Here is a 17,781-nt window from a genome sequence, read left to right as displayed (position 1 = left end):
TGAAACCGTTGCCCACGCTACGAAGCGGGTGAGGAACCCCTAGGGCGGCCCACCGGTGTATTTCGCGGGCGCTACGGCACGGCCCGAGGCGACGAGATCCGCGCGGATCATGTCGCTGAACTCGCGGACGGCGCCGTCGCCCCCTTCGGCGGTGCAGATGTACTTCACCGCATCGCGCACCTCCGGAACCGCGTCCGCGGGACAGGCCGACAGCCCCACGATGCTTAGGCAGGCGAGATCGTTGACGTCGTCGCCGATGTAGGCGATCTGCTCGAGGTTCAACTGCCAGCGCTGCTGGGCCTCCGCAAGCCAGATGGGCTTGTCGGTGACGCCCGGGAAGTAATCCTGGAATTTGAGCTTGCGCATGCGCGCGTGGACCACGGCGCTGTTCTCGGCGGTCACGATGCAGATGCGCACGCCTGCTTCCTGCAGCAGCAGCAGGCCCTTGGCGTCACGCGTGCTGAACTTCTTCAGCGCCTCGCCGTTGGCGTCGTAGTACATGCCGCCGTCGGTGAACGTGCCGTCGACGTCGACCACGATCATGCGGATGTCGCGCGAGACCGTGACGCGCCGGCGCAACAGGCGCTCCACGGCTTCCCAGTTCGATCGCTCCAGCGGGGCGGCGCTTTCCTCGTGCATGAGATGAACGCCGATGCGTCCGCCGAGTCTCGCGCCGGTGCGCGTGAGCTGCTCGGTGCGCGTGAACGTGAACGCGCCGTTCTCCATCACGGAGCCGGCGACGTCCTGGCGTTCCGTGCGCTGCGCCGGATCGTGGCCGAGCGGCTGCCCATCGGCGGTCCAGCAGAATCGCTTGAACTCGACGCCCGTGAGCAGCGAATCCAAGTTGTCGCGCTCGAAACGGGCGCGTGCGAGGCGGAAGTCCTCGGCGAGCGTCGCCGGCGACGTGGCCTGGACCAGGCACATCACGTCGCAGGGAACCTTCGAGGCCAGCTCCAGCATGACCGACTCGCTGCTGCCGGCACCCGTCGCGCTCGACGCCGCGCACTCGATGACCTGGACGCGGGAACCAAAGCGCGTGCGGGCATCGTCGCGTACCGCGGCGTTGTCCGAAGCGACGTAGATCGCATCGAAGGAACCGGAATCGAGCGCCGCGCCGAGACTCCAGGCGTACAGCGGGCGACCCGCGATGACGCGCAGATCGTCGGCGCCACGGCGCAGCGGCAGCAAGGCAACCCAGCGCATGGCCATCAGCGAAGCTGCTCGGTGGCCTGCGGGAAGCGGGAAGCGCTCATCTTGGTCTCGGTAATCCCTTCGTTGATTGATGGGTCCTGCGAAGTCGAACCGCGTTCGCCCGGGCGGATGTCGACACCACGCGCGGCCGCATGTGGATCGTGGATCCGGAAAACGTGTTCCGACAGCGTTTCCGCCCTCACGCTGCCGAAGCGACCCAGCAGCGAGCCGAAGCGCGCGATGCGCTCGTTGATCTGGGCCGCGGTCACGGTCGGGAAGCGGTGTGCGTGATAAGCGGCGCTGTTGCGATGATTCGGACGCAGGCGGTTCACGCGCTTCTTGAACGTGCGCCATTGACCGGCGAACCAGGATTTCAGCCACACCGAGGCCGACGTGGCTCGAGGCGCGCGATCGGCGTAGCCGCTGGCGAGCAGCACGTCGAGCACGCGATCGCAGGCCAGCGGTCCCTGGGTCGACGCCAGGTGACGATCGAAGAAGTGCTGCCGAATCTCCGGAGCGACGATTCCCAATCGCCCCGCGACGATGTCGGTGATCAGCCTGCGCACGTCGTCCTGCGTGCGCGCCTGGTGGCTGAGCCCGTTCGGCAGGTGGTAGTCGTAGACCTCGGCGGTCACCGGCATGTAGCTCACGGCCGGCGTCTCCAGCACGCTGGCTTCCACCGCGGTGGTGCAGCCGTTGTGCAGCAGCACCTTGGCCGCCATCAGCCAGGGCACGACGTTGCCTTCGTGGATCACGTCCACCTGCGGCTGGCCCGCCAGGATCTGGCGCCACACGTCGTGGTTTTCCGACGGATGCGGGCGCACCACGATGCGCAGGCCCGGGAACCAGCTCGCGAGCTTGGGCACCAGGTCGCGGAAGGCGTCGTAGATCGCCTGGTAGTGGTTCGCCATGCCGGTGGCGAAGGGCAGGCTCATGCCGAAGCCCGTGCGGCTGACATGGGTGGCGCCCGAGGCGTCGCGCTGGATCAGGTTCAGCGCGGGCACGAAATTGTTCACGAACGAGAACGTCGTGTTGATCAGGACGAAGTCGCCGTAGCGTGCCTTGAGCGCTTCCACCTGCGGCGCGAAGTAGCCGCGCACGTCGGGGCGCAACTGGTCGATGCGCGGATTGCCGGTGACGTGCACCGGCACGCCGGTGTAGCCGTGGTAGCTCTTGAAGAACGCGGCGTCGTCCTCGCCCCACGCGAACATCTGGTCGACGAACTTGAACGTGTCCTCGGAGTAGCGCCACGCGTAGTACTCGGGCGAGGTGTAGCGCACCAGCGATTCCTCGTCCCAGGCCACGATCTCGTGGCCGAGCCCGTGGATGATCTTCATCATCTTCTTGCTGATCGAACGCAGGCTCTTGGCCAGGAACAGGCCACGAGGCAGGTGCGTCATCGCGAAATTGACGTAGGTGCGCGATCCCAGGACGACGGGGAGCCCTCGCTCCGCCGCGACGCAGGCCAGCAGCAGCTTGGCGTCCAGCTCTCGCACCTGGTTTTCAACCGGGATGATGAGCGTTGTGGTGCGGTCGGTCATTCGGGCGAATTTTGCCTGAATCCGCGACGAGCAACCGCTGCCGCTGCGCGGAGTTGACGCGATCGGCCAACAGCGGAAAGCTTTGATGATGATTCCGCTCAATCGTCACGGCCCTGCCGTCCTGCTGCGCAAGTTCCGGCTCTGGTTCGAACCCGATCTCGATCCGTCGCGCGTGGCGAAGGTGTTCGAGGAGCACGACGATCGCCGCGGCTTCGCGACCTGGCATGCGCAGTGCAAAAGCGCGCTCGCACGGCCGTTGCCGGTTCGCGCGTCCCCGGGGCCGGTGATGAAGGATGGCTTCGCGGTCCAGCAGGTCATGTCGGGCGAGGCGGCGGCAAGCTTGCTCGAGGCGGCCACCAGCCGTCAGGAACCCATCCAGCTGAAGCGCGATTCGGCCAAGCTCAAAGGCTACGACCTCGACGATCCCGCGCTGGTGCGCCGGCTGGCCGAGAGCGCCCTGACCGCCGACGTCGATGCGCACTGCCTGGAATTCTTCGGCAGCGAGTACTTCGTCTACTGGTACACGCTGGCGCGCACCGCGCCCACGCAGGGCCCGGCCAACGTCTCGTTCATGTGGCACTGCGACCGCGGACCGCGGGCGCACCTGAAGCTGCTCGTCTACCTCAACGATCACAGCGAACACGGCGGCGGCACCTCGTATCTCGATCTCGCCGCCACCGACGCCGTCGCCCGCAGCGGCTACGTGTTCGCCCGCGGCAAGCGCCGCACCGGTTCGCTGGACGAACTCTCGAAGCTCGCCGGCCAGCCGCTCACAGCCTACGACCACCGCCCGCGCGCCGGCGATGCGGTGCTGTTCCAGCCTTCGCGCGTGCTGCACAGCGGCATCACGCCGCATCTCGGACCGCGCTACGTCTTCACGCTGTGCCTGCTGCCGAGCCCGGTACCATGGCGCTCCGCGCTGGAACGATCCGCTCAGGTCGATCTTCGCAACGACCCCATCTGGCACGGCGACGCCCGCGATCTGGCGCGGCGGTTCTGAGCGCTTCGACGGGACACCGTCCGTACCGCCGTCGAGCCGCTCGATGAAGCCCAAGCTGATCTACGTTTCCAACGCGACGCTGCCGTCGGCCGCTGCCAACGCGGTACACGTGGCGCTGATGTGCGACGCCTTCGCGGGCCTCGGCTGCGACGTCACGTTGCGCGCCGAGCGCGGAGACGGCGGCTCGGTTGCGGCTCACTACGCGCTGCGCCATCCCTATCGCGTGAGCTACGAAACGCGGGTCACGCACTACCTGTGGAAGACCGCCAGACGGGCACTCGCCGGGCTCGTGTCACGCGACGGAGAGACGCTGTACTTCGGACGCCGGCTGGCGACGCTGTCGCGACTGGCGCACTGGGGCTATCCCACGGGACTCGAGTTGCACCATCCGCCGCGCACGCCGACTCAAGTGGCCGCGCTGTCGGCCTTCGTCGCGTCGCCGGGATGTCTGGGCCTGGTCGTCATCTCCGAGCAGCTGCGCGCCGAGATCCTGCGGCGGGAACCCTCGCTCGATCCGTCGCGCGTGCTGGTGGCCCACGACGGCACGCGCGCTGATTGCATCCACGCGCCCCGCCAGCACGATCGTACGGTGCCGCGTGCCGTCTACTGCGGCAGCTTCCACGCCGGCAAGGGCCTGGAGACGCTGCTGCCGGCGGCCGCGCAGGTTCCCGATGTGCAGTTCGACGTGATCGGCGGAGAGCCTGCGCAGATCTCGGCATTGAAGGCACAGGCGCCCGCGAACCTGCACTTCCTGGGCCGCATGTCCCACGAGGAGTGCCAGCGTCGCCTGCCGGAGTACGACCTCGCGCTGGCGCCGTACGGATCGGTCGTGCGCGGCGTGAAGACGCCGGCACACGAGAGCCTGGCCGCGTGGATGTCGCCGCTCAAGCTGTTCGAATACATGGGCGCGGGCCTGCCGATCGTCACTACGGACCTGCCGGTGCTGCGCGAGATCCTGCAGGACGGCGAGACGGCGCTGATGCCGCCGCCCGACGATCCCACTGCGTTCGCACAGGCGGTATCGCGGCTGGCTCATGACGCACCGCTGCGCACGCGGCTCGCACAGTCGGCGCAGCAGCGTCTGCGCGGTTACACCTGGGACAATCGTGCCGCGAGGATTCTCGACTTCCTCGGCGAGGCTCAGCGCCCGTAGCCCGGGCTTCGCCCCGATGGCACTAGCTGAAGGTCTGCACAGGCCAACGCAAAGGACGCAGAGAACAGCCAAGAAAGGCGCAAAGGATCAATAGAAATCCTTTGCGCCTTTCTTTTTCCTTTGCCGTCGCTGCCTTAATCGCAGCTCCGTTGCGTTCGTCGTTGCGGTAAAGAATGGCCCCGGGCGACCCCAATGGCATGAGCTGACGGGATCCGCGAAATTCGTGGCAAGAGCCGTTTCGGAGCGTCCCCGCAGATAGGCGGGCGCTTTTTCACGGACTCTCAGCGCGGCAGCCAGCCGGCCTCGCGGTAGCCGCGCACGGCATCTGCAAATCCGGCGTCGAGATCGAACGCGGGCGCCCATCCCGCCACCTGCGCGAGTTCGGATTCCGACACTGCCCAGTCCGGATGCCGCAGCTCGCGCAGCTTCTGCGATGTGAGCATGTTGGCCGAGCCGAGCAGCTTTCCCGCATCGCCGGCCAGCGCCACAGTGCGCAGCAACGCGAGCGGCGCACGCACGAACTTCGGCGAGGCGTTGCCTACTGCGCGTGCCGCCGTGCCGAACACTTCTTCCCAGAGATAACCCTCGGGGCGCGCATCGGCCGCGCAGAGCACCGCATCGCGCGGCGGTCTGCCGGCGAGCGCTACGATCAAGCGGCACAGATCGGTCACATGGATCATCGCGGCGCGCGCATCGGCCGATCCGAGCAGCGGTACGAGGCGCTGGCGTGCGAGCTGGAAGAACACCAGCGTCTCGCGATCGCCCGGACCGTAGACGGCGGGCGGACGCAGCACCGTGATCGGCGCGCCGAACGCTTCGCGCGCCGCATCTTCTCCGGCGCGCTTGCTGGCCGCGTAATCCGACAATTGCGGCTCGCGGGCGGCCAGACTCGAAATCTGCAGAAAGTGCGTATGCGGCGACACCGCGCGCGCGATCGAGGCCAGCGTCGCGGCGCCGTCGCGATTCACGCTCAGAAACTCGCGCTGGCTCGTCGCCTTGATCAGGCCCGCGAGGTGCACGACCGCGGTCGCGCCTTCGACCAGCCGTTCCAGCGCCGTCCGGTTGCCCAGCGAGCCGGGCACGATCTCGGGCTGCACGTCGCGCCATTCCTCGATCACCGGGTCGCGACGCAGCAGCAGGCGCACGCGCCACCCGGCCTTCGCGAACTCGCGCACCAGATGTCGCCCGATGAAACCGCTGGCGCCGGTCAGCGCGACCAGCGGCGCGCCTTCGTTCGATGGAACAGGGCTCATCGCAGTGCGCCCTCGCGTGCGCGGCTCGCCACGTCGACGGCCAGCGGGAAATTGCGCCAGCGCCGGTGCTGCCAGCTCCACAGCTGCGGCTGTTCGAGGATGCGCTGCTCGGTGGCGCGAACCAACTGCTCCGTATCGGCCTCGAGACTCGCGCCGGCGACGCGCGTCAGCGGTGCATCGATACGAAACCGCCACGCGGAATCGGCGCCGATCGTGGCCACCGGCAACACCGGCGCATTCGAGTGACGCGCGAGCTGTGCCGGACCGGCCGACATCGGCATGTCCTTGCCCAGGAAGCGCAGCATCACGCCGTCCTGCGCCATCTTGGTTCCCTGGTCGAGCATGACGAACAGGATGCGCCCCTTGCGCAGCGCGCCGAGCATCTTCCCGTAGGCCTTGATGCCCTCGTTGGCGAGGATGCCCTCGATGCCGTACAGCGTGAATCCGCGCTCGAAGAAGCCCGCCGTCATCATGCGGGACTGCTTGTAGACAACGCTCACCGGGCGGCCCTGATGGGCGAGCCGCAACGCGAGCGCCGCGCCGTTGCCGGCGTGCGAGGGCAGCAGGATCGCGCCCCGGCCCTTGGCGAGCGCCTCCTGCAGATGCTCGAGGCCGTCGATCTCGCAGCGCGAATCGGACAGCACGCTGTCCTGCTTGCGGTCGAACATCGCGAGGATCTCCAGGACCGCGGCGGTGTTCACGCGGTAGGCCTCGCGCAAAACCGACTCGACCTTTGCGTCGACCTGCGGCTTGCCGAGCACGGCGGCCAGATCCTCGGCCTGGCGCTGCCGGTCCTGCCGCGCGAACAGGAACTGCAGTCCGCCGAGGAAACGGCCGAGGCCGCGCACGCGCGCGAATCCCGCCCAGCGCACCAGCGTGCGCGCCGTCAGGAACATCAGGCGCCGGCGCTGGCGCCGGATGCGCAGTCGCAGGCTAGCCATGTACGGCCGCGACGGCGGACGCTTCGACGGCCACGATGCGGCCTTCGGAGAGACGGAACAGGTGATCGGCGGCGGCGATCAGCCGCGGCTGGTGCGCGACCGCGATCATCGTCAGCGAGCCCTTCAGATGGCAGATGGTCTCGATCACCGCAGTCTGCGCGTCCGCGTCGAGATTGCTGGTGGCCTCGTCGAGGATCAGCAGGCGCGGACGATGGATCAGCGCGCGTGCAATCGCCAGGCGCTGACGCTGTCCACCGGACAGGCGCGATCCGCCCTCGCCGACGCGCGTCTGCAGGCCCTCGGGCATGGCGTCGACGAAGTCGAGCGCGTCGGCGGCCTTGAGTGCCTCGCGGATGCGCTCCTCGGAAACCGTCTCGCCGAGCGAGACGTTGTAGGCGACCGACTCGTTGACCATCGTCGATTCCTGCGGCACGTAGCCGATCTGGCGCCGCCAGGCCTGCAGGTCCATCTCGCTCAGCGGTACGTCGTCCACCAGGATGCGGCCGGATTCGGGCTGCAACAGGCCAACGACGAGATCGATCAGCGTGGTCTTGCCGGCGCCGGATGGACCGACGACCACGTTCAGCGCAAGCGCACGGATCGCGAACGTCTGGTGGTCGAGCGTGGTGGCCACGCCACCGTGGCTGAAGCTGACGTCGTCGAAGCGGATCTCGCGTTCGAGCGACGCCGTGCGCTCGCCGCCGCGGGGCTCGCGCTGCGCATGCGCCGCATCGATGGCTTCCACCATCGACCAGTAGGCGCTCTCGCGCACCGTCACCTGCTGGAACGCGCGCTGCGCCTTCGACAGATAAGCCACGACGCGAGCCAGCAGGAACAGCATGACCAGCACCGAGGGCATCGGCATCTTCAGCACGACGAGGCTGAAGAAGAAACCGACACCGACCATGATCGCCAGCAGCGGCTCCTGCAGCGCCATCAGGGCCTCGCGGCTGATGACCTGCTGGCGCAACGCCTTCTTGAGCTTGCGCGTCTGGTCGGACAGCAGCGCATCGACGTGCTGTTCACGCGCCATCGCCTTGAGCGGCTTGGCCGCCGAAAACTGCCCGCTGATCACCGACACCAGCGACTTGAGCAGCACGGTCTGGTGCTGACCGGCGCGTCGCGACACACGGATCAGCCGGCTCAACAGCAGCAGCAATATCGATCCGGCAGCAATCGCGGCAAGGCCCGCCTGCATCGAGATCGACATCGCGATGGCGAGGTAGATCATCGAGTTCAGCACCATCGCCATCATCTCGGTGGCGTTCTGGAACGAGTCCGCGCCGCGCTGCGCCTCGGACGCCATCGCGTTGGAGAGCCGGCCCACCGACTGCTGCAGGTAGTGGCTCCAGCGTGCGCCGAGCACCGCGCGGATCAAGGTCAGCCGCAGGTCGGTGGCGATGTAGGCCACCGTGTAGCCGACCTGGCGGTTGGCCAGCAGCGACATCGCGGCCTTCAGCGAAATCAGGATGATGGCCAGCATCAGCAGGTTTGGTGCGCTGGGCTGCAGCCCGAGGAAGTCGGCCACCTGCAGCGCGACCTTTTCCGGCAACGAAGGATCGCCCTTGTGATCGCCGGTCGCGAGCGTGAGCATCGACAGCAGCATCGACAGGCCCAGGCCATCGAGCAGGCCCGCGACGAACACCATCGACAGCGCCGCCGCGGCACGTCCCGGATAGCCGCGCACGAACGCGAGCATCATCATCCAGGCACCGCGCGTTTCGGCGCCGGTGGAGGGTACGGTCAACTTCTTGGATTTCTTCACGGGCGGAGAAAGCTGAGCTGCAAGCCGCTGCTGATGATCACGGGGCGCGAAGGGTCGGCCTCGAATTCCTCGCCGTCGAGAGCGTAATGCCGAAGGCCCATGACCTCGACGCGATCGCAGCGGCCGCTGAGGTATCCGCGCCGGATGTTCATGAATTCGAAGAAGCGGCCCGTCGCCACCAGCGCCAGGCAGGTCCAGAACGCTAGGGCGCCGGCGGTGATGGCCGTGAGCCGCAGCGTGCCCTGCCCGCGCTTCGCATACGGGTCGAACAAGCCTTTGCGATGTTCCAGCGTGGTGAGCAGGACGATGCGCATCGGGCCTGCAAGAGATCCACGCTCGCCGGCGTCGATCGACATCTGGGGGCTCTTCAGCGGCCCGCGTCCGATCAGCCCGAGCAGCGCCATTTTCGCCAGATGGATCGGCGTCGCGAACGGACCCTTGCGAAAGGAACTGCCATCGCCTTGCTGGTAGTCGTGACACTCGCGGATCGCCTCGTCGACCAGACCGGCAGCGATGAAGAACCCGTGGCGCGCAGGCGCCGGCTCCTGTTCGAGCACCAGCAGCCGGCGGCCCTCGATCTCGAAGGCGCGGCCGTCGCGATGCCGCGCGAGCGCCGATTCCAGCTTCTTCAGCAGATCGCCGTTGCCGTCGAACTCCGCAGCCGTGAGGTTGGTGCGCCCTCCGCCGAGCAGCATCAGCTCCGGAACCAGCGAACCCGCGGGCAGGCGCGCCAGGTGCTCGACGATCGCGTGCATGGTGCCGTCACCGGCGAGCACGAAGATCCGGCGGATTCCGCGTGCCAGACGCTCGTCGAGCGCCTTGAGCAGACCGAACCCGGCGTCGATCTCGAGCACGTCGGCCCCATAGGACTTCGCCAAGGCCACCGCACGCGCCGCGAGTCCACCGCGCGAGGCGCGAAAACTCTTCGGATTGACGATCAGACAGGCTGGAAGCTCGGCTTCCGGCGGCGCCAGGGGCGCGGCCAGCGGAGCGTTCAATTGAGCTGCGGTTTACGCAGCCATCGACGCATCGCGGATTGCCCGGGTGCGGTCTGTCCCGCTGCACGCCAGAGATCGGCCGCGGCCGCGAAGAAGCTTTCACGTCCTGTCGCGTGATAGGGGGCGTCGGGCGGCAGGCGCTCGCTCAGGCGGCGATGGGCCTCGCCGAGGTTGTGATACGGCAGCGACGGAAACAGGTGATGCAGCGCGTGGTAGCGCAGGCCGACCGGGAACAGCAGCACCGTCAGCCAGGTCTGCCCGGTGATGTTGATCGAGTCGCTGAACTGCGCCAGATGCGTCATGCGATCGCCCTGATTGCCGTAGCGATGCGCGGCGAGGTTTCGAACCCAGTTGAGGTTCAAGGTCCAGGCGAACAGCAGGTACGCCAGCAGCAGGTGATGCGCCGTGATCACGCCCTTGACCACCAGCGCCACGAGTCCCGCCAGATACAGGAAGCACAGGGCCTCGACGATCTTCAGGTGATTCTCGTCCCGCTTCGGGAAGCGCTTGCGATAGTAGGGATTCGACACCGCGGCCGAGGTCGCCGTGAGCACCCATTCCCGAAGCCCACGATGCAGCCAGGACAGCGGCGCCAGGATGCCGAAGCGCACCACGACGAACAGCGGCAGCAGCGGCGCCTGCGCCAGGTACTTCAGGATCTCGCTGACCGGCGAGGCCGCCAGCGGCAGGTATTCACCGTCGTCCGGCGTCCCGAAATAACGGGCGCTGTGATGATCGACGTGGTTGCGATACATGATCCACGGCGCCAGCAGCGGGATCCCCATCAGCAGGTTCCAGACGCGGCCGAACCAGGTCATCTGGTTGGGCGGCATGTGCACCAGCTCGTGGATGAACGTGCCCGCGCGGAAGAACAGGATGCTCGAGCCGACGAACGACAGGATCTGGGCCGCGCTCCACGTCGGTGCCGTGAAGTACACCGCCGTCAGGCCCCAGGCCACGCCGATGCTGAGCAGGAAGTCGGTCCAGTAGATCAGCGGCGAGCGCTGGTACAGGTCTCCCACGATCTCGCGAGCCTGCTGGTACCACGCCGCATCGCGTGCGCGCGCTGCTTCGGCAGCCGGGTCCGCGGCGGGTTCGGCGCGCAATTCGGAAACAGCCGGGAGAGAGAGGGAAGACATAGCGAACAAGGATACTGAGGCGCGAAACACCGGACAAGAATGCATCCGACGACCGACGCTGCGCGCAGCGGGTCCGGGCCCCGAGCCGCGCCACGGAGCGCAGCCCCCTCATTGAAAGGCGGACGAAAGGAAACCGGGCCGTCGTGGCGACAGGCAGGTACCGCGGCGCACAGCCTGCGCTTATACTTCCGGGCACTGGGTTACCTAATGTCCGCAGGGAGCTGGGTTTTGGAACACAAGGATCACGACAAGGTCTTCGTCGCCACTTTCGGCGCCGTATTGGCGGCTTTGGGAGCTTTCTTCTTCGTCTGCATTGCCGCGGCCCGCACGCTCGTCCCGGCTCATGCGCCTGAGCCGGAAGAAGTCGCCAAGCTCGAAGAACGCATTCGCCCGGTCGGCACGGTCGTCACCGACCCCGCCGCTCTCGTCAAGGTTTCCGCCAAGGTCGCCCGCGCTCCGTACTCCGGAGACGAGGTGCTGGCCAAGGTCTGCAACGCCTGCCATGTGGCTGGCGTGCTGGGTGCGCCCAAGGAAGGCGACAAGGCCGCATGGTCGGCGCGCGCCGCCGCAGAAGGCGGACTCGAGGGCCTGACCGCCGCAGCCATCAAGGGCAAGAATTCCATGCCGCCTCGTGGCGGCAGTCCGGATTTGTCCGACGACGAGATGAAAGCCGCCGTCGGAGCGATGTTGAAGCAGAGCGGCATTTAAAAGCCGCCGGGGAGAGGGGCCGCCACAGCTGCGGCATCAGTGGGATCGAGGCGCCCGTCTCGTGGGGATTCGGGCTAAAGACTCAAAGCATGGATAACCACGGGACAACCGGACTGGCCTGATCCGGAGGCGCAGCGCGTTCGCGCGCCGTCGAGTAGGCAAGGCCAAAAGAATCGTCGTGCGCGCTCTGCGGCGGCGGTGACAAAAACTACCTCAGGAGGCACCCATGCGATTCACACAGGTACTGATGAGCTCGGCTGTTGTTGCAGCGGCATTTATTGGACCGCAGGCACATGCGGCTGGCCCGACGCTGTCGGACGTGCTCGGTAATTCCGGCATCACCTTGGGCGGCTCGTTCGACGCCTCGTATGACTGGTCGCCGAACGACGCCGTCACCGGCCGCGTCTTCGATGTCGAGAAGGACGCCTTCTCGTTCCACCAGGCCAACCTGACCGCCAGCAAGGCGTTCGACGGCGGCGTGGGCGCCACGGTCAACGTCCTGCTCGGCGACGATGCGCAGATCACCAGCGGTGGTGGCGACGAAGTCGACGTGGTCCAGGGCTTCCTGTCGTACACGGCCGGCAACCTCTCGCTGATCGGTGGTCGCTACGTGACCCTCGCCGGCATGGAAGTGATCAACTCGGCCGGCAACCTCAACGCCAGCCGTTCCGCGCTGTTCTTCCTGCAGCCGCTGACGCATGAAGGCGTCCGCGCCACGTACAAGATCAACGATCTGGCGTCGGTCTCGCTCGGACTCAACAACGCGCAGTTCGCGACCACCGAGTTCGACGAGAACAACACCGACACGACGATCGAAGCCCAGCTCGCGCTGACCCCGGCCAAGAACCTGTCGATCTACCTGACCGGCTACTCCGGCAACGAAGATTCGTCCTCCATCGACGATCTGACCACTCCCGGCAATGAAGCCGACGACGCCAATCTGCGCAGCGACACGCTCGACCTGGTCGTCAACCTGAACGTCACGGACGCGCTCTATCTGGGTCTGAATGCCGACTACTTCAACACCGAAGAAGTCGGCGGCGGCAGCTTCGAGGTATACGGCGTGGCGGGCTACGTCGGCCTCAAGCTCTCGCCGAAGTTCCGCGTCGCGCTGCGCAGCGAGTACATCAGCGCCGACGACGATGCGGGCCAGGGCGACACCTACCTGCGCGAGAACACCGTGACCTTGGCGTACGCGGTCACCGACAACCTCGAGCTGCTGGCCGAAGCCCGCGCGGACAAGGTCTCCGGCAGCCTGAACAACGAAGTGTTCGCGCCGATCGACGGAGCGCCTGAGGACGACCAGTACACCGGCACGCTCAAGGCCATCCTGAAGTTCTAAGCGTCACGCTGTCAGCTCTTGCAGGTCGAGGGGCCGCGCATCCGCGCGGCCCTTTTTTTGTGCGCGCGTGCATGCCCCACTACGGGGCACTGGCACCCTCACGGGGGCATCGCCACCAACACCTCCATCTCAGCATCTTGATTCGAAGGAAGTTTTCGAATCGGCATGGGCGTTGCCTTGATCGCCGAGGGAGTGCTCGTCCAGGGGGTGCTCTTCTTTTACTTGCTCAAGACCTTCAGGAGAGAAATTCGAGATGAAATTCAGCAAATGGGTGGCCGGTTCGCTGATCGGCGCGGGGATGATCGCGAGCCCGAGCGCGTTCGCCGCGTTCACCGGCAACGTCGGCGCGTTCAGCGAGTACGTCTTCCGTGGCGTCTCCCAGGGTTCGGGCGCCGCGGTGCAAGGTGGCCTCGACTACAGCCATGACTCCGGCCTGTACGTCGGTACGTGGGCATCCACGATCGGCTTCGGCGGCGCGTCGGGCGGTACGGAAGTCGACGGCTACGGCGGTTTCGCGGGGAAGATCGGCGATCTGGGTTACGACATCGGTGGCATCTTCTACTGGTACTCGGAAGAGGACGAAGTCGACGCCAAGCTCAACACGCTCGAAGTCTACGGCGGCCTGTCGTACGGCCCCGTCGCGCTGAAGTACTACTACGCGGACGAAGCCAACTTCTTCATCGGCGACGATGAAGCCAAGGAAGCCGGCTACCTGCTGGGTACGCTGGCGCTGCCGATCAACGACTCGATCAACTTCACCGCCAGCGTCGGCATGTACAGCGGCGACGAGATCGAGCGCTTCCTGCAGACCTTCGATCCGGGCACGAGCGAAGACACGTACATCGACTACAGCATCGGCATCTCGAAGACGCTCGACGGCGGCATGACCTTCACGCTGCAGCTCATCGACACCGACATCAACGAAGGCGATTTCGACGACGACCCGCAGGTCGTGGTGGGCTTCAAGAAGTCGTTCGAGATGTAAGTCGTCTCGACACGCATCGAAAAGGGCCCTTCGGGGCCCTTTTCTTTTTTCAGATCTGGCCGCGATCCAGTTCGCGCAACCTCAGCGCCTCGCCGACGTGACCGGCCGCGAGCGCCTGCGCACCGGCGAGATCCGCAATCGTCCGCGCCACCTTGAGCACGCGGTGATAGGCGCGCGCCGACAAGCCCATCCGCGTCATCGCGGCTTCGAGCAGCCCGCGGGTCTGGGCATCGACCGGGCAATCGCGCTCGATCTCGCGCGGCGTCAGTTGTGCGTTGGGCTTGCCCGCCCGCTCGGCCTGGCGCCGGCTCGCGGCCGTGACGCGACTGCGCACGTGCTCGCTGCTCTCGGCGCCCGGATCGACCGCCGCGATCAGCGCCTCGCGCTCGACGCGCGGCACGAACAACTGCAAGTCGATCCGGTCCAGCAGCGGCCCCGAAATCCTGCCGCGATAGCGACCGACCTGATCGGGGCTGCAGCGGCACTTCCCCGATACATCGCCCAGATACCCGCATGGGCAGGGATTCATCGCCGCGACCAACTGAAACCGGGCCGGGAAATCCGACTGCCGCGCGGCCCGCGAAATCGTGATCTGCCCGCTTTCGAGCGGCTCGCGCAGTACTTCGAGCACGCCTCGGTCGAACTCCGGGAGCTCGTCCAGGAACAAAATTCCCCGGTGCGAGAGAGTCACTTCGCCCGGCCGCGGAATCGAGCCTCCTGTGAGATTCGAGCCAATTTGAGAACAACCCCCTAGAATCGGCCGGTTTTCACACGTCTGATTGAGAATAATGCACACAGATAGGTGATAACGAATACAAATCTACATAGATAAGTGATCTCGTTTCAGGAAGGGAAACGTGCCAAAAACGCCTATCAATTGGCTCCACATCACCGGCGAGGTGAATTCGGGGAGGGGCGAATCGATTCCGTTCGTAGGGGGACCGGAGAGGGACTTCTACACGCTGATGACCCACCAGCGGACCATCGAGTCGATCCAGGCCCAGGAAATCGTCCTCCGCTACACCAACGCGAAGGGCCACGCGACCAAATACACCCCGGAGTGCCTGGTTCGCTTTCGAGGCGACATCGGGCGCAAGCCAATGCTGGTCGAGGTCAAAACTCGGGAAGATCTGAAGACGCAGTGGGCAGAGTTGCGCGCCCGCTTCCGCATCGCGACCGGGCATGCGCGACGGAACGGCTGGATCTTTCGGATCTACACGGACGCGGAGATCCGCACCCCGTACCTCACCACCATCCGAGGACTGCGACTTCATCGCACACATCACTTCGCTGCCGACGAGCAAGCCAGGATCGCAGCCCACCTGATCGCCCGACCTGGGCTCAGCTTCCGTAATGCGTTGTCGGAGCTGGAACGTTGGTGGCCGGACTCCCGCGCCGAGAATCTAAGCCGCCTCTACAACCTGATCTGCGGCGGCCAGATCGAAGCGGATCTGTTCAAGCCGATCGGCTACGACACGGTCCTCGGCCCGCCAGGCTTCTGGCCGGAGAGACCCTGGTGCAGGCGCTGGTTGAGAAGCGCAGCGGTTCCCTTGCCTAAAGCCAGGCGGGGATGGTGACGATGAGCGGCACGCTGAAGCTCAAGGTCGGCTCGATCGTCCAGGCTCGGAACTCGAACTACCGCATCGAACGCATCATCGATCCGGGCCAGTGGGTCGTCTTCAATCTGGAGACCCATCGGACGGAGATGCTCGAGATCGGCGATCTCGCACTTCTACCCGGTCATGCCCAACGCAGGAACGGTCGACCGGACGCTTCGAAGGTCAGCGCCGAGAAATGGGCGAAGGCCGAGAAGACCTACGACGTCATCGAGGCCCTGATGCGGCAATCGACGAGAACCGTCGAGGACGTCGAGAAAGTAGCGGAGAAGCTCAAGATGTCGGTGCCCACGGTCTACAGGCGCCTCCGCGATGCCCGAACGCTCGAGTCGCCGGTGGCGATGATGCGAAAGACGCGCCTGGAGAATCCGACGCTCGGATTCGATCTGCTGCCGGAGGGGAAGAGCCCGGAGAATCTCGAACAGCTGGTGGTCTACGTCGCGCGAACGATGGTCCGCTTTCGCGCCGTCCGATTCCCGCGGCATCACACCGGGCCTGCTGGCGCACGGGGTCTACCATCGAACCCGTAAGTCCCACGGGATGCAGTACTGCCCGAAATGTCTGGAAGACGACGAAGATCCGTATCTGCGGGCGCAGTGGCGTTTCGCTTTGCAGTTCGGCTGCGCGCGGCACGGGATCGCATTGCGGGACGCCTGTCCCCACTGCGACGCGCCCCTGATGCCTCACCGTCGACCGGACGGCGACGCGCGCAAGTGCAGCGAGTGCTGGAAGAACCTTTCCGCTCTTCCCGACCCGCTCACCGAACCCGAACGGGAGGTCTGCCGCGCGGCGAGCGCCCTATACCGCGACGGCTCAATGCACGTGGGTTCCGAGCGCGCGACCTTTCGCGACGCGATCCTCGCGGTCCGCCGCTTGTTCTCCTGGGTGACGAGCGCTCGACTTCCCGAAGGCTTCGCCAACGAGTTCGACATCCCGTCGCCGATGCCGTCGACGGAACGGGAACCGTTCGACACCCTGGAAACCGCGCGCATCGGCGTGCGGCGATGGGCGATTCCATTTTGCTTCGCGCTTCTGCGCACATGGCCCGACGATTTTCTGAAGGCGTGTGACGAGTTCGGAGTGTCGAGAACTCGCGTGATGGATCTGCGCAGAACCGGAGCGCCGTCTTGGTTCGATTCTGCGATCGCGCGTCTTCCGCATTTTCCCCGCGCGCGCCGCACGAGGCATCCGCCGCGTAGGCCGACACTCGAAACCTACAAATCGGCGTTCGAGCGCGTCTCGTTCGAAGACTATTTTTCGACCCTGCGTCACGTGCCGCCCGGATGCGGCGAATGAGGCTGCGTCCGACCGACTGCGGAGGCTGTGGCGAAGCGCTGACAAAAGCCAAGCGCATTTTCCGCGGCGTCGGCTACTGCGAAACTTGTTACCACCGAGACTTCGTAGTGGTCGCCTGCAGGCTGTGCCTGGGTCGCGCGCGCGTACACCGCTCGGAGGGGACAGGCTTGTGCCGGCTGTGCGACGCCAAGACGCGCACCTGTATCCGATGCGAACGGCCGACGGCGCGAGCGGCCATGCGTACGGCCGACGGTGTGGTCTGCACCCGCTGCCGCCGCCATTTCGATCCGCGCCCGAAGAAGCCAGCTCCGCCCGTGGGCTACGCTACATGCTCCCGCTGCAGACGTTATCGAAGGACCGCTCTGCACACCGAAGACGGCCGACCGGTCTGCATTCAGTGCATTGCCGATCCGCTCAACGCCGAAAGGAACATCGCGGATCAGGAGGCCTACTGGGCTGCCCGGCTCGTCCGGCAGACGAACCTGCTGAAACTCGGTCTGGAGGAAGAAACCTGGCGCGAAGTATTCGAACGATTCGTCACGTGGCTGAGTGATCGCCAGCCCCACACAAAGATCGTACTGGGGCTGCGGGCGCATCTGGCGACCTTTCAAACGCTGGAAACTATCGTGGCCGAACCGACGCGAATGACGACAGCAATCTTCCTCGAGCGGTTTTCGGCCGCAGAGCTGCGCAAGGCGGAACTCGTCATGACGTTCCTGCATCAGATCAAACTTCCAGTCCCGACCCGGCAGCAGGCCGAAGACGCTTCCGACCGCAGACGCATCGCCGCCGGACTCGCGGAGATCTCGGCGAGCCCTCATCTCGCGCTGGTCGAACAGTTCGTCGAATCACA

The 17,781-nt window shown here is 66.0% G+C and carries 16 protein-coding genes and 1 pseudogene; 8 read left to right on the top strand and 9 right to left on the bottom strand.

Annotation, left to right across the window (positions count from 1 at the left end):
* Positions 1–39: 39 nt before the first annotated feature.
* Together DFR24_RS16320 and DFR24_RS16315 are read right to left on the bottom strand one after the other, a co-directional pair.
* A complete protein-coding gene (locus tag DFR24_RS16320) occupies positions 40–1,209 on the bottom strand; it encodes an N-acylneuraminate cytidylyltransferase (RefSeq protein WP_162851257.1) in 1,170 nt (389 codons plus the stop codon).
* Positions 1,209–2,732 (bottom strand): surface carbohydrate biosynthesis protein, encoded by a 1,524-nt coding sequence (locus DFR24_RS16315; RefSeq protein ID WP_133882441.1) that lies wholly within the window; start codon positions 2,730–2,732, stop codon positions 1,209–1,211. The genes DFR24_RS16320 and DFR24_RS16315 overlap by 1 nt, the downstream gene beginning before the upstream one ends.
* Positions 2,733–2,817: 85 nt before the next feature.
* Between DFR24_RS16315 and DFR24_RS16310 the strand changes: the two genes are divergently transcribed.
* Positions 2,818–3,732 (top strand): 2OG-Fe(II) oxygenase, encoded by a 915-nt coding sequence (locus DFR24_RS16310; protein WP_133882440.1) that lies wholly within the window; start codon positions 2,818–2,820, stop codon positions 3,730–3,732.
* Positions 3,733–3,775: 43 nt separating this feature from the next.
* Positions 3,776–4,885 (top strand): glycosyltransferase family 4 protein, encoded by a 1,110-nt coding sequence (locus tag DFR24_RS16305; RefSeq protein ID WP_162851256.1) that lies wholly within the window; start codon positions 3,776–3,778, stop codon positions 4,883–4,885.
* Between the two features lie 281 nt (positions 4,886–5,166).
* On the opposite strand, the gene DFR24_RS16300 is transcribed toward DFR24_RS16305, so the two are convergent.
* Genes DFR24_RS16300 through DFR24_RS16280 form a run of 5 tightly spaced genes read right to left on the bottom strand, consistent with a single transcriptional unit; the run spans position 5,167 to position 10,948 of the window.
* On the bottom strand, positions 5,167–6,138 hold the full coding sequence (locus DFR24_RS16300; RefSeq protein WP_133882438.1) for an NAD-dependent epimerase/dehydratase family protein: 972 nt from the start codon (positions 6,136–6,138) through the stop codon (positions 5,167–5,169).
* Positions 6,135–7,079 carry a lysophospholipid acyltransferase family protein gene (locus DFR24_RS16295; protein ID WP_133882437.1) on the bottom strand — a complete coding sequence of 315 codons (945 nt, stop codon included), beginning with the start codon at positions 7,077–7,079 and terminating at the stop codon, positions 6,135–6,137. The genes DFR24_RS16300 and DFR24_RS16295 overlap by 4 nt, the downstream gene beginning before the upstream one ends.
* Positions 7,072–8,826, bottom strand: coding sequence for an ABC transporter ATP-binding protein (locus DFR24_RS16290; protein ID WP_133882436.1), 1,755 nt, complete (start codon positions 8,824–8,826; stop codon positions 7,072–7,074). The genes DFR24_RS16295 and DFR24_RS16290 overlap by 8 nt, the downstream gene beginning before the upstream one ends.
* 14 nt (positions 8,827–8,840) lie before the next feature.
* Positions 8,841–9,842, bottom strand: a complete 1,002-nt coding sequence (locus DFR24_RS16285; RefSeq protein WP_133882435.1) for a diacylglycerol kinase family protein — start codon at positions 9,840–9,842, stop codon at positions 8,841–8,843.
* On the bottom strand, positions 9,839–10,948 hold the full coding sequence (locus DFR24_RS16280; protein WP_246051678.1) for a fatty acid desaturase family protein: 1,110 nt from the start codon (positions 10,946–10,948) through the stop codon (positions 9,839–9,841). Before DFR24_RS16280 ends, DFR24_RS16285 begins: the two co-directional genes overlap by 4 nt.
* 144 nt (positions 10,949–11,092) lie before the next feature.
* Between DFR24_RS16280 and DFR24_RS16275 the strand changes: the two genes are divergently transcribed.
* The 3 genes from DFR24_RS16275 to DFR24_RS16265 all read left to right on the top strand — a co-directional run bounded on the left by DFR24_RS16275 (position 11,093) and on the right by DFR24_RS16265 (position 14,016).
* Positions 11,093–11,689, top strand: coding sequence for a c-type cytochrome (locus DFR24_RS16275; RefSeq protein WP_246051677.1), 597 nt, complete (start codon positions 11,093–11,095; stop codon positions 11,687–11,689).
* Between the two features lie 226 nt (positions 11,690–11,915).
* On the top strand, positions 11,916–13,031 hold the full coding sequence (locus DFR24_RS16270) for an outer membrane beta-barrel protein (protein WP_133882433.1): 1,116 nt from the start codon (positions 11,916–11,918) through the stop codon (positions 13,029–13,031).
* A gap of 253 nt (positions 13,032–13,284) precedes the next feature.
* A complete protein-coding gene (locus tag DFR24_RS16265) occupies positions 13,285–14,016 on the top strand; it encodes a TorF family putative porin (protein WP_133882432.1) in 732 nt (243 codons plus the stop codon).
* Between the two features lie 49 nt (positions 14,017–14,065).
* On the opposite strand, the pseudogene DFR24_RS16260 reads toward DFR24_RS16265, so the two are convergent.
* A pseudogene (locus DFR24_RS16260) lies at positions 14,066–14,734 on the bottom strand (ATP-binding protein); the annotation flags it as partial.
* A gap of 139 nt (positions 14,735–14,873) precedes the next feature.
* On the opposite strand from DFR24_RS16260, the gene DFR24_RS16255 reads away from it, so the two are divergent.
* The 3 genes from DFR24_RS16255 to DFR24_RS16250 are packed head-to-tail and all read left to right on the top strand — an operon-like array spanning position 14,874 to position 16,928.
* Positions 14,874–15,593: a TnsA endonuclease N-terminal domain-containing protein gene (locus tag DFR24_RS16255; protein WP_133882430.1), complete on the top strand. Its 720-nt coding sequence runs from the start codon at positions 14,874–14,876 to the stop codon at positions 15,591–15,593.
* Positions 15,594–15,595: 2 nt separating this feature from the next.
* Positions 15,596–16,162 (top strand): helix-turn-helix domain-containing protein, encoded by a 567-nt coding sequence (locus tag DFR24_RS24965; RefSeq protein ID WP_246051676.1) that lies wholly within the window; start codon positions 15,596–15,598, stop codon positions 16,160–16,162.
* Positions 16,047–16,928: a TniQ family protein gene (locus DFR24_RS16250; RefSeq protein ID WP_366518936.1), complete on the top strand. Its 882-nt coding sequence runs from the start codon at positions 16,047–16,049 to the stop codon at positions 16,926–16,928. Before DFR24_RS24965 ends, DFR24_RS16250 begins: the two co-directional genes overlap by 116 nt.
* Here DFR24_RS16250 and DFR24_RS16245 read toward each other — a convergent pair.
* Complete coding sequence (locus tag DFR24_RS16245) at positions 16,901–17,749, bottom strand: hypothetical protein (protein ID WP_133882428.1); 849 nt, start codon at positions 17,747–17,749, stop codon at positions 16,901–16,903. The two genes, DFR24_RS16250 and DFR24_RS16245, sit on opposite strands and share 28 nt — an antisense overlap.
* Positions 17,750–17,781: the final 32 nt, after the last annotated feature.

Source organism: Panacagrimonas perspica (assembly GCF_004364935.1).
In the GTDB taxonomy this organism is placed as follows: domain Bacteria; phylum Pseudomonadota; class Gammaproteobacteria; order Nevskiales; family Nevskiaceae; genus Panacagrimonas; species Panacagrimonas perspica.
Note: the sequence above shows the minus strand (reverse complement) of the source record. Positions and strands in the feature narration are given on the sequence as shown.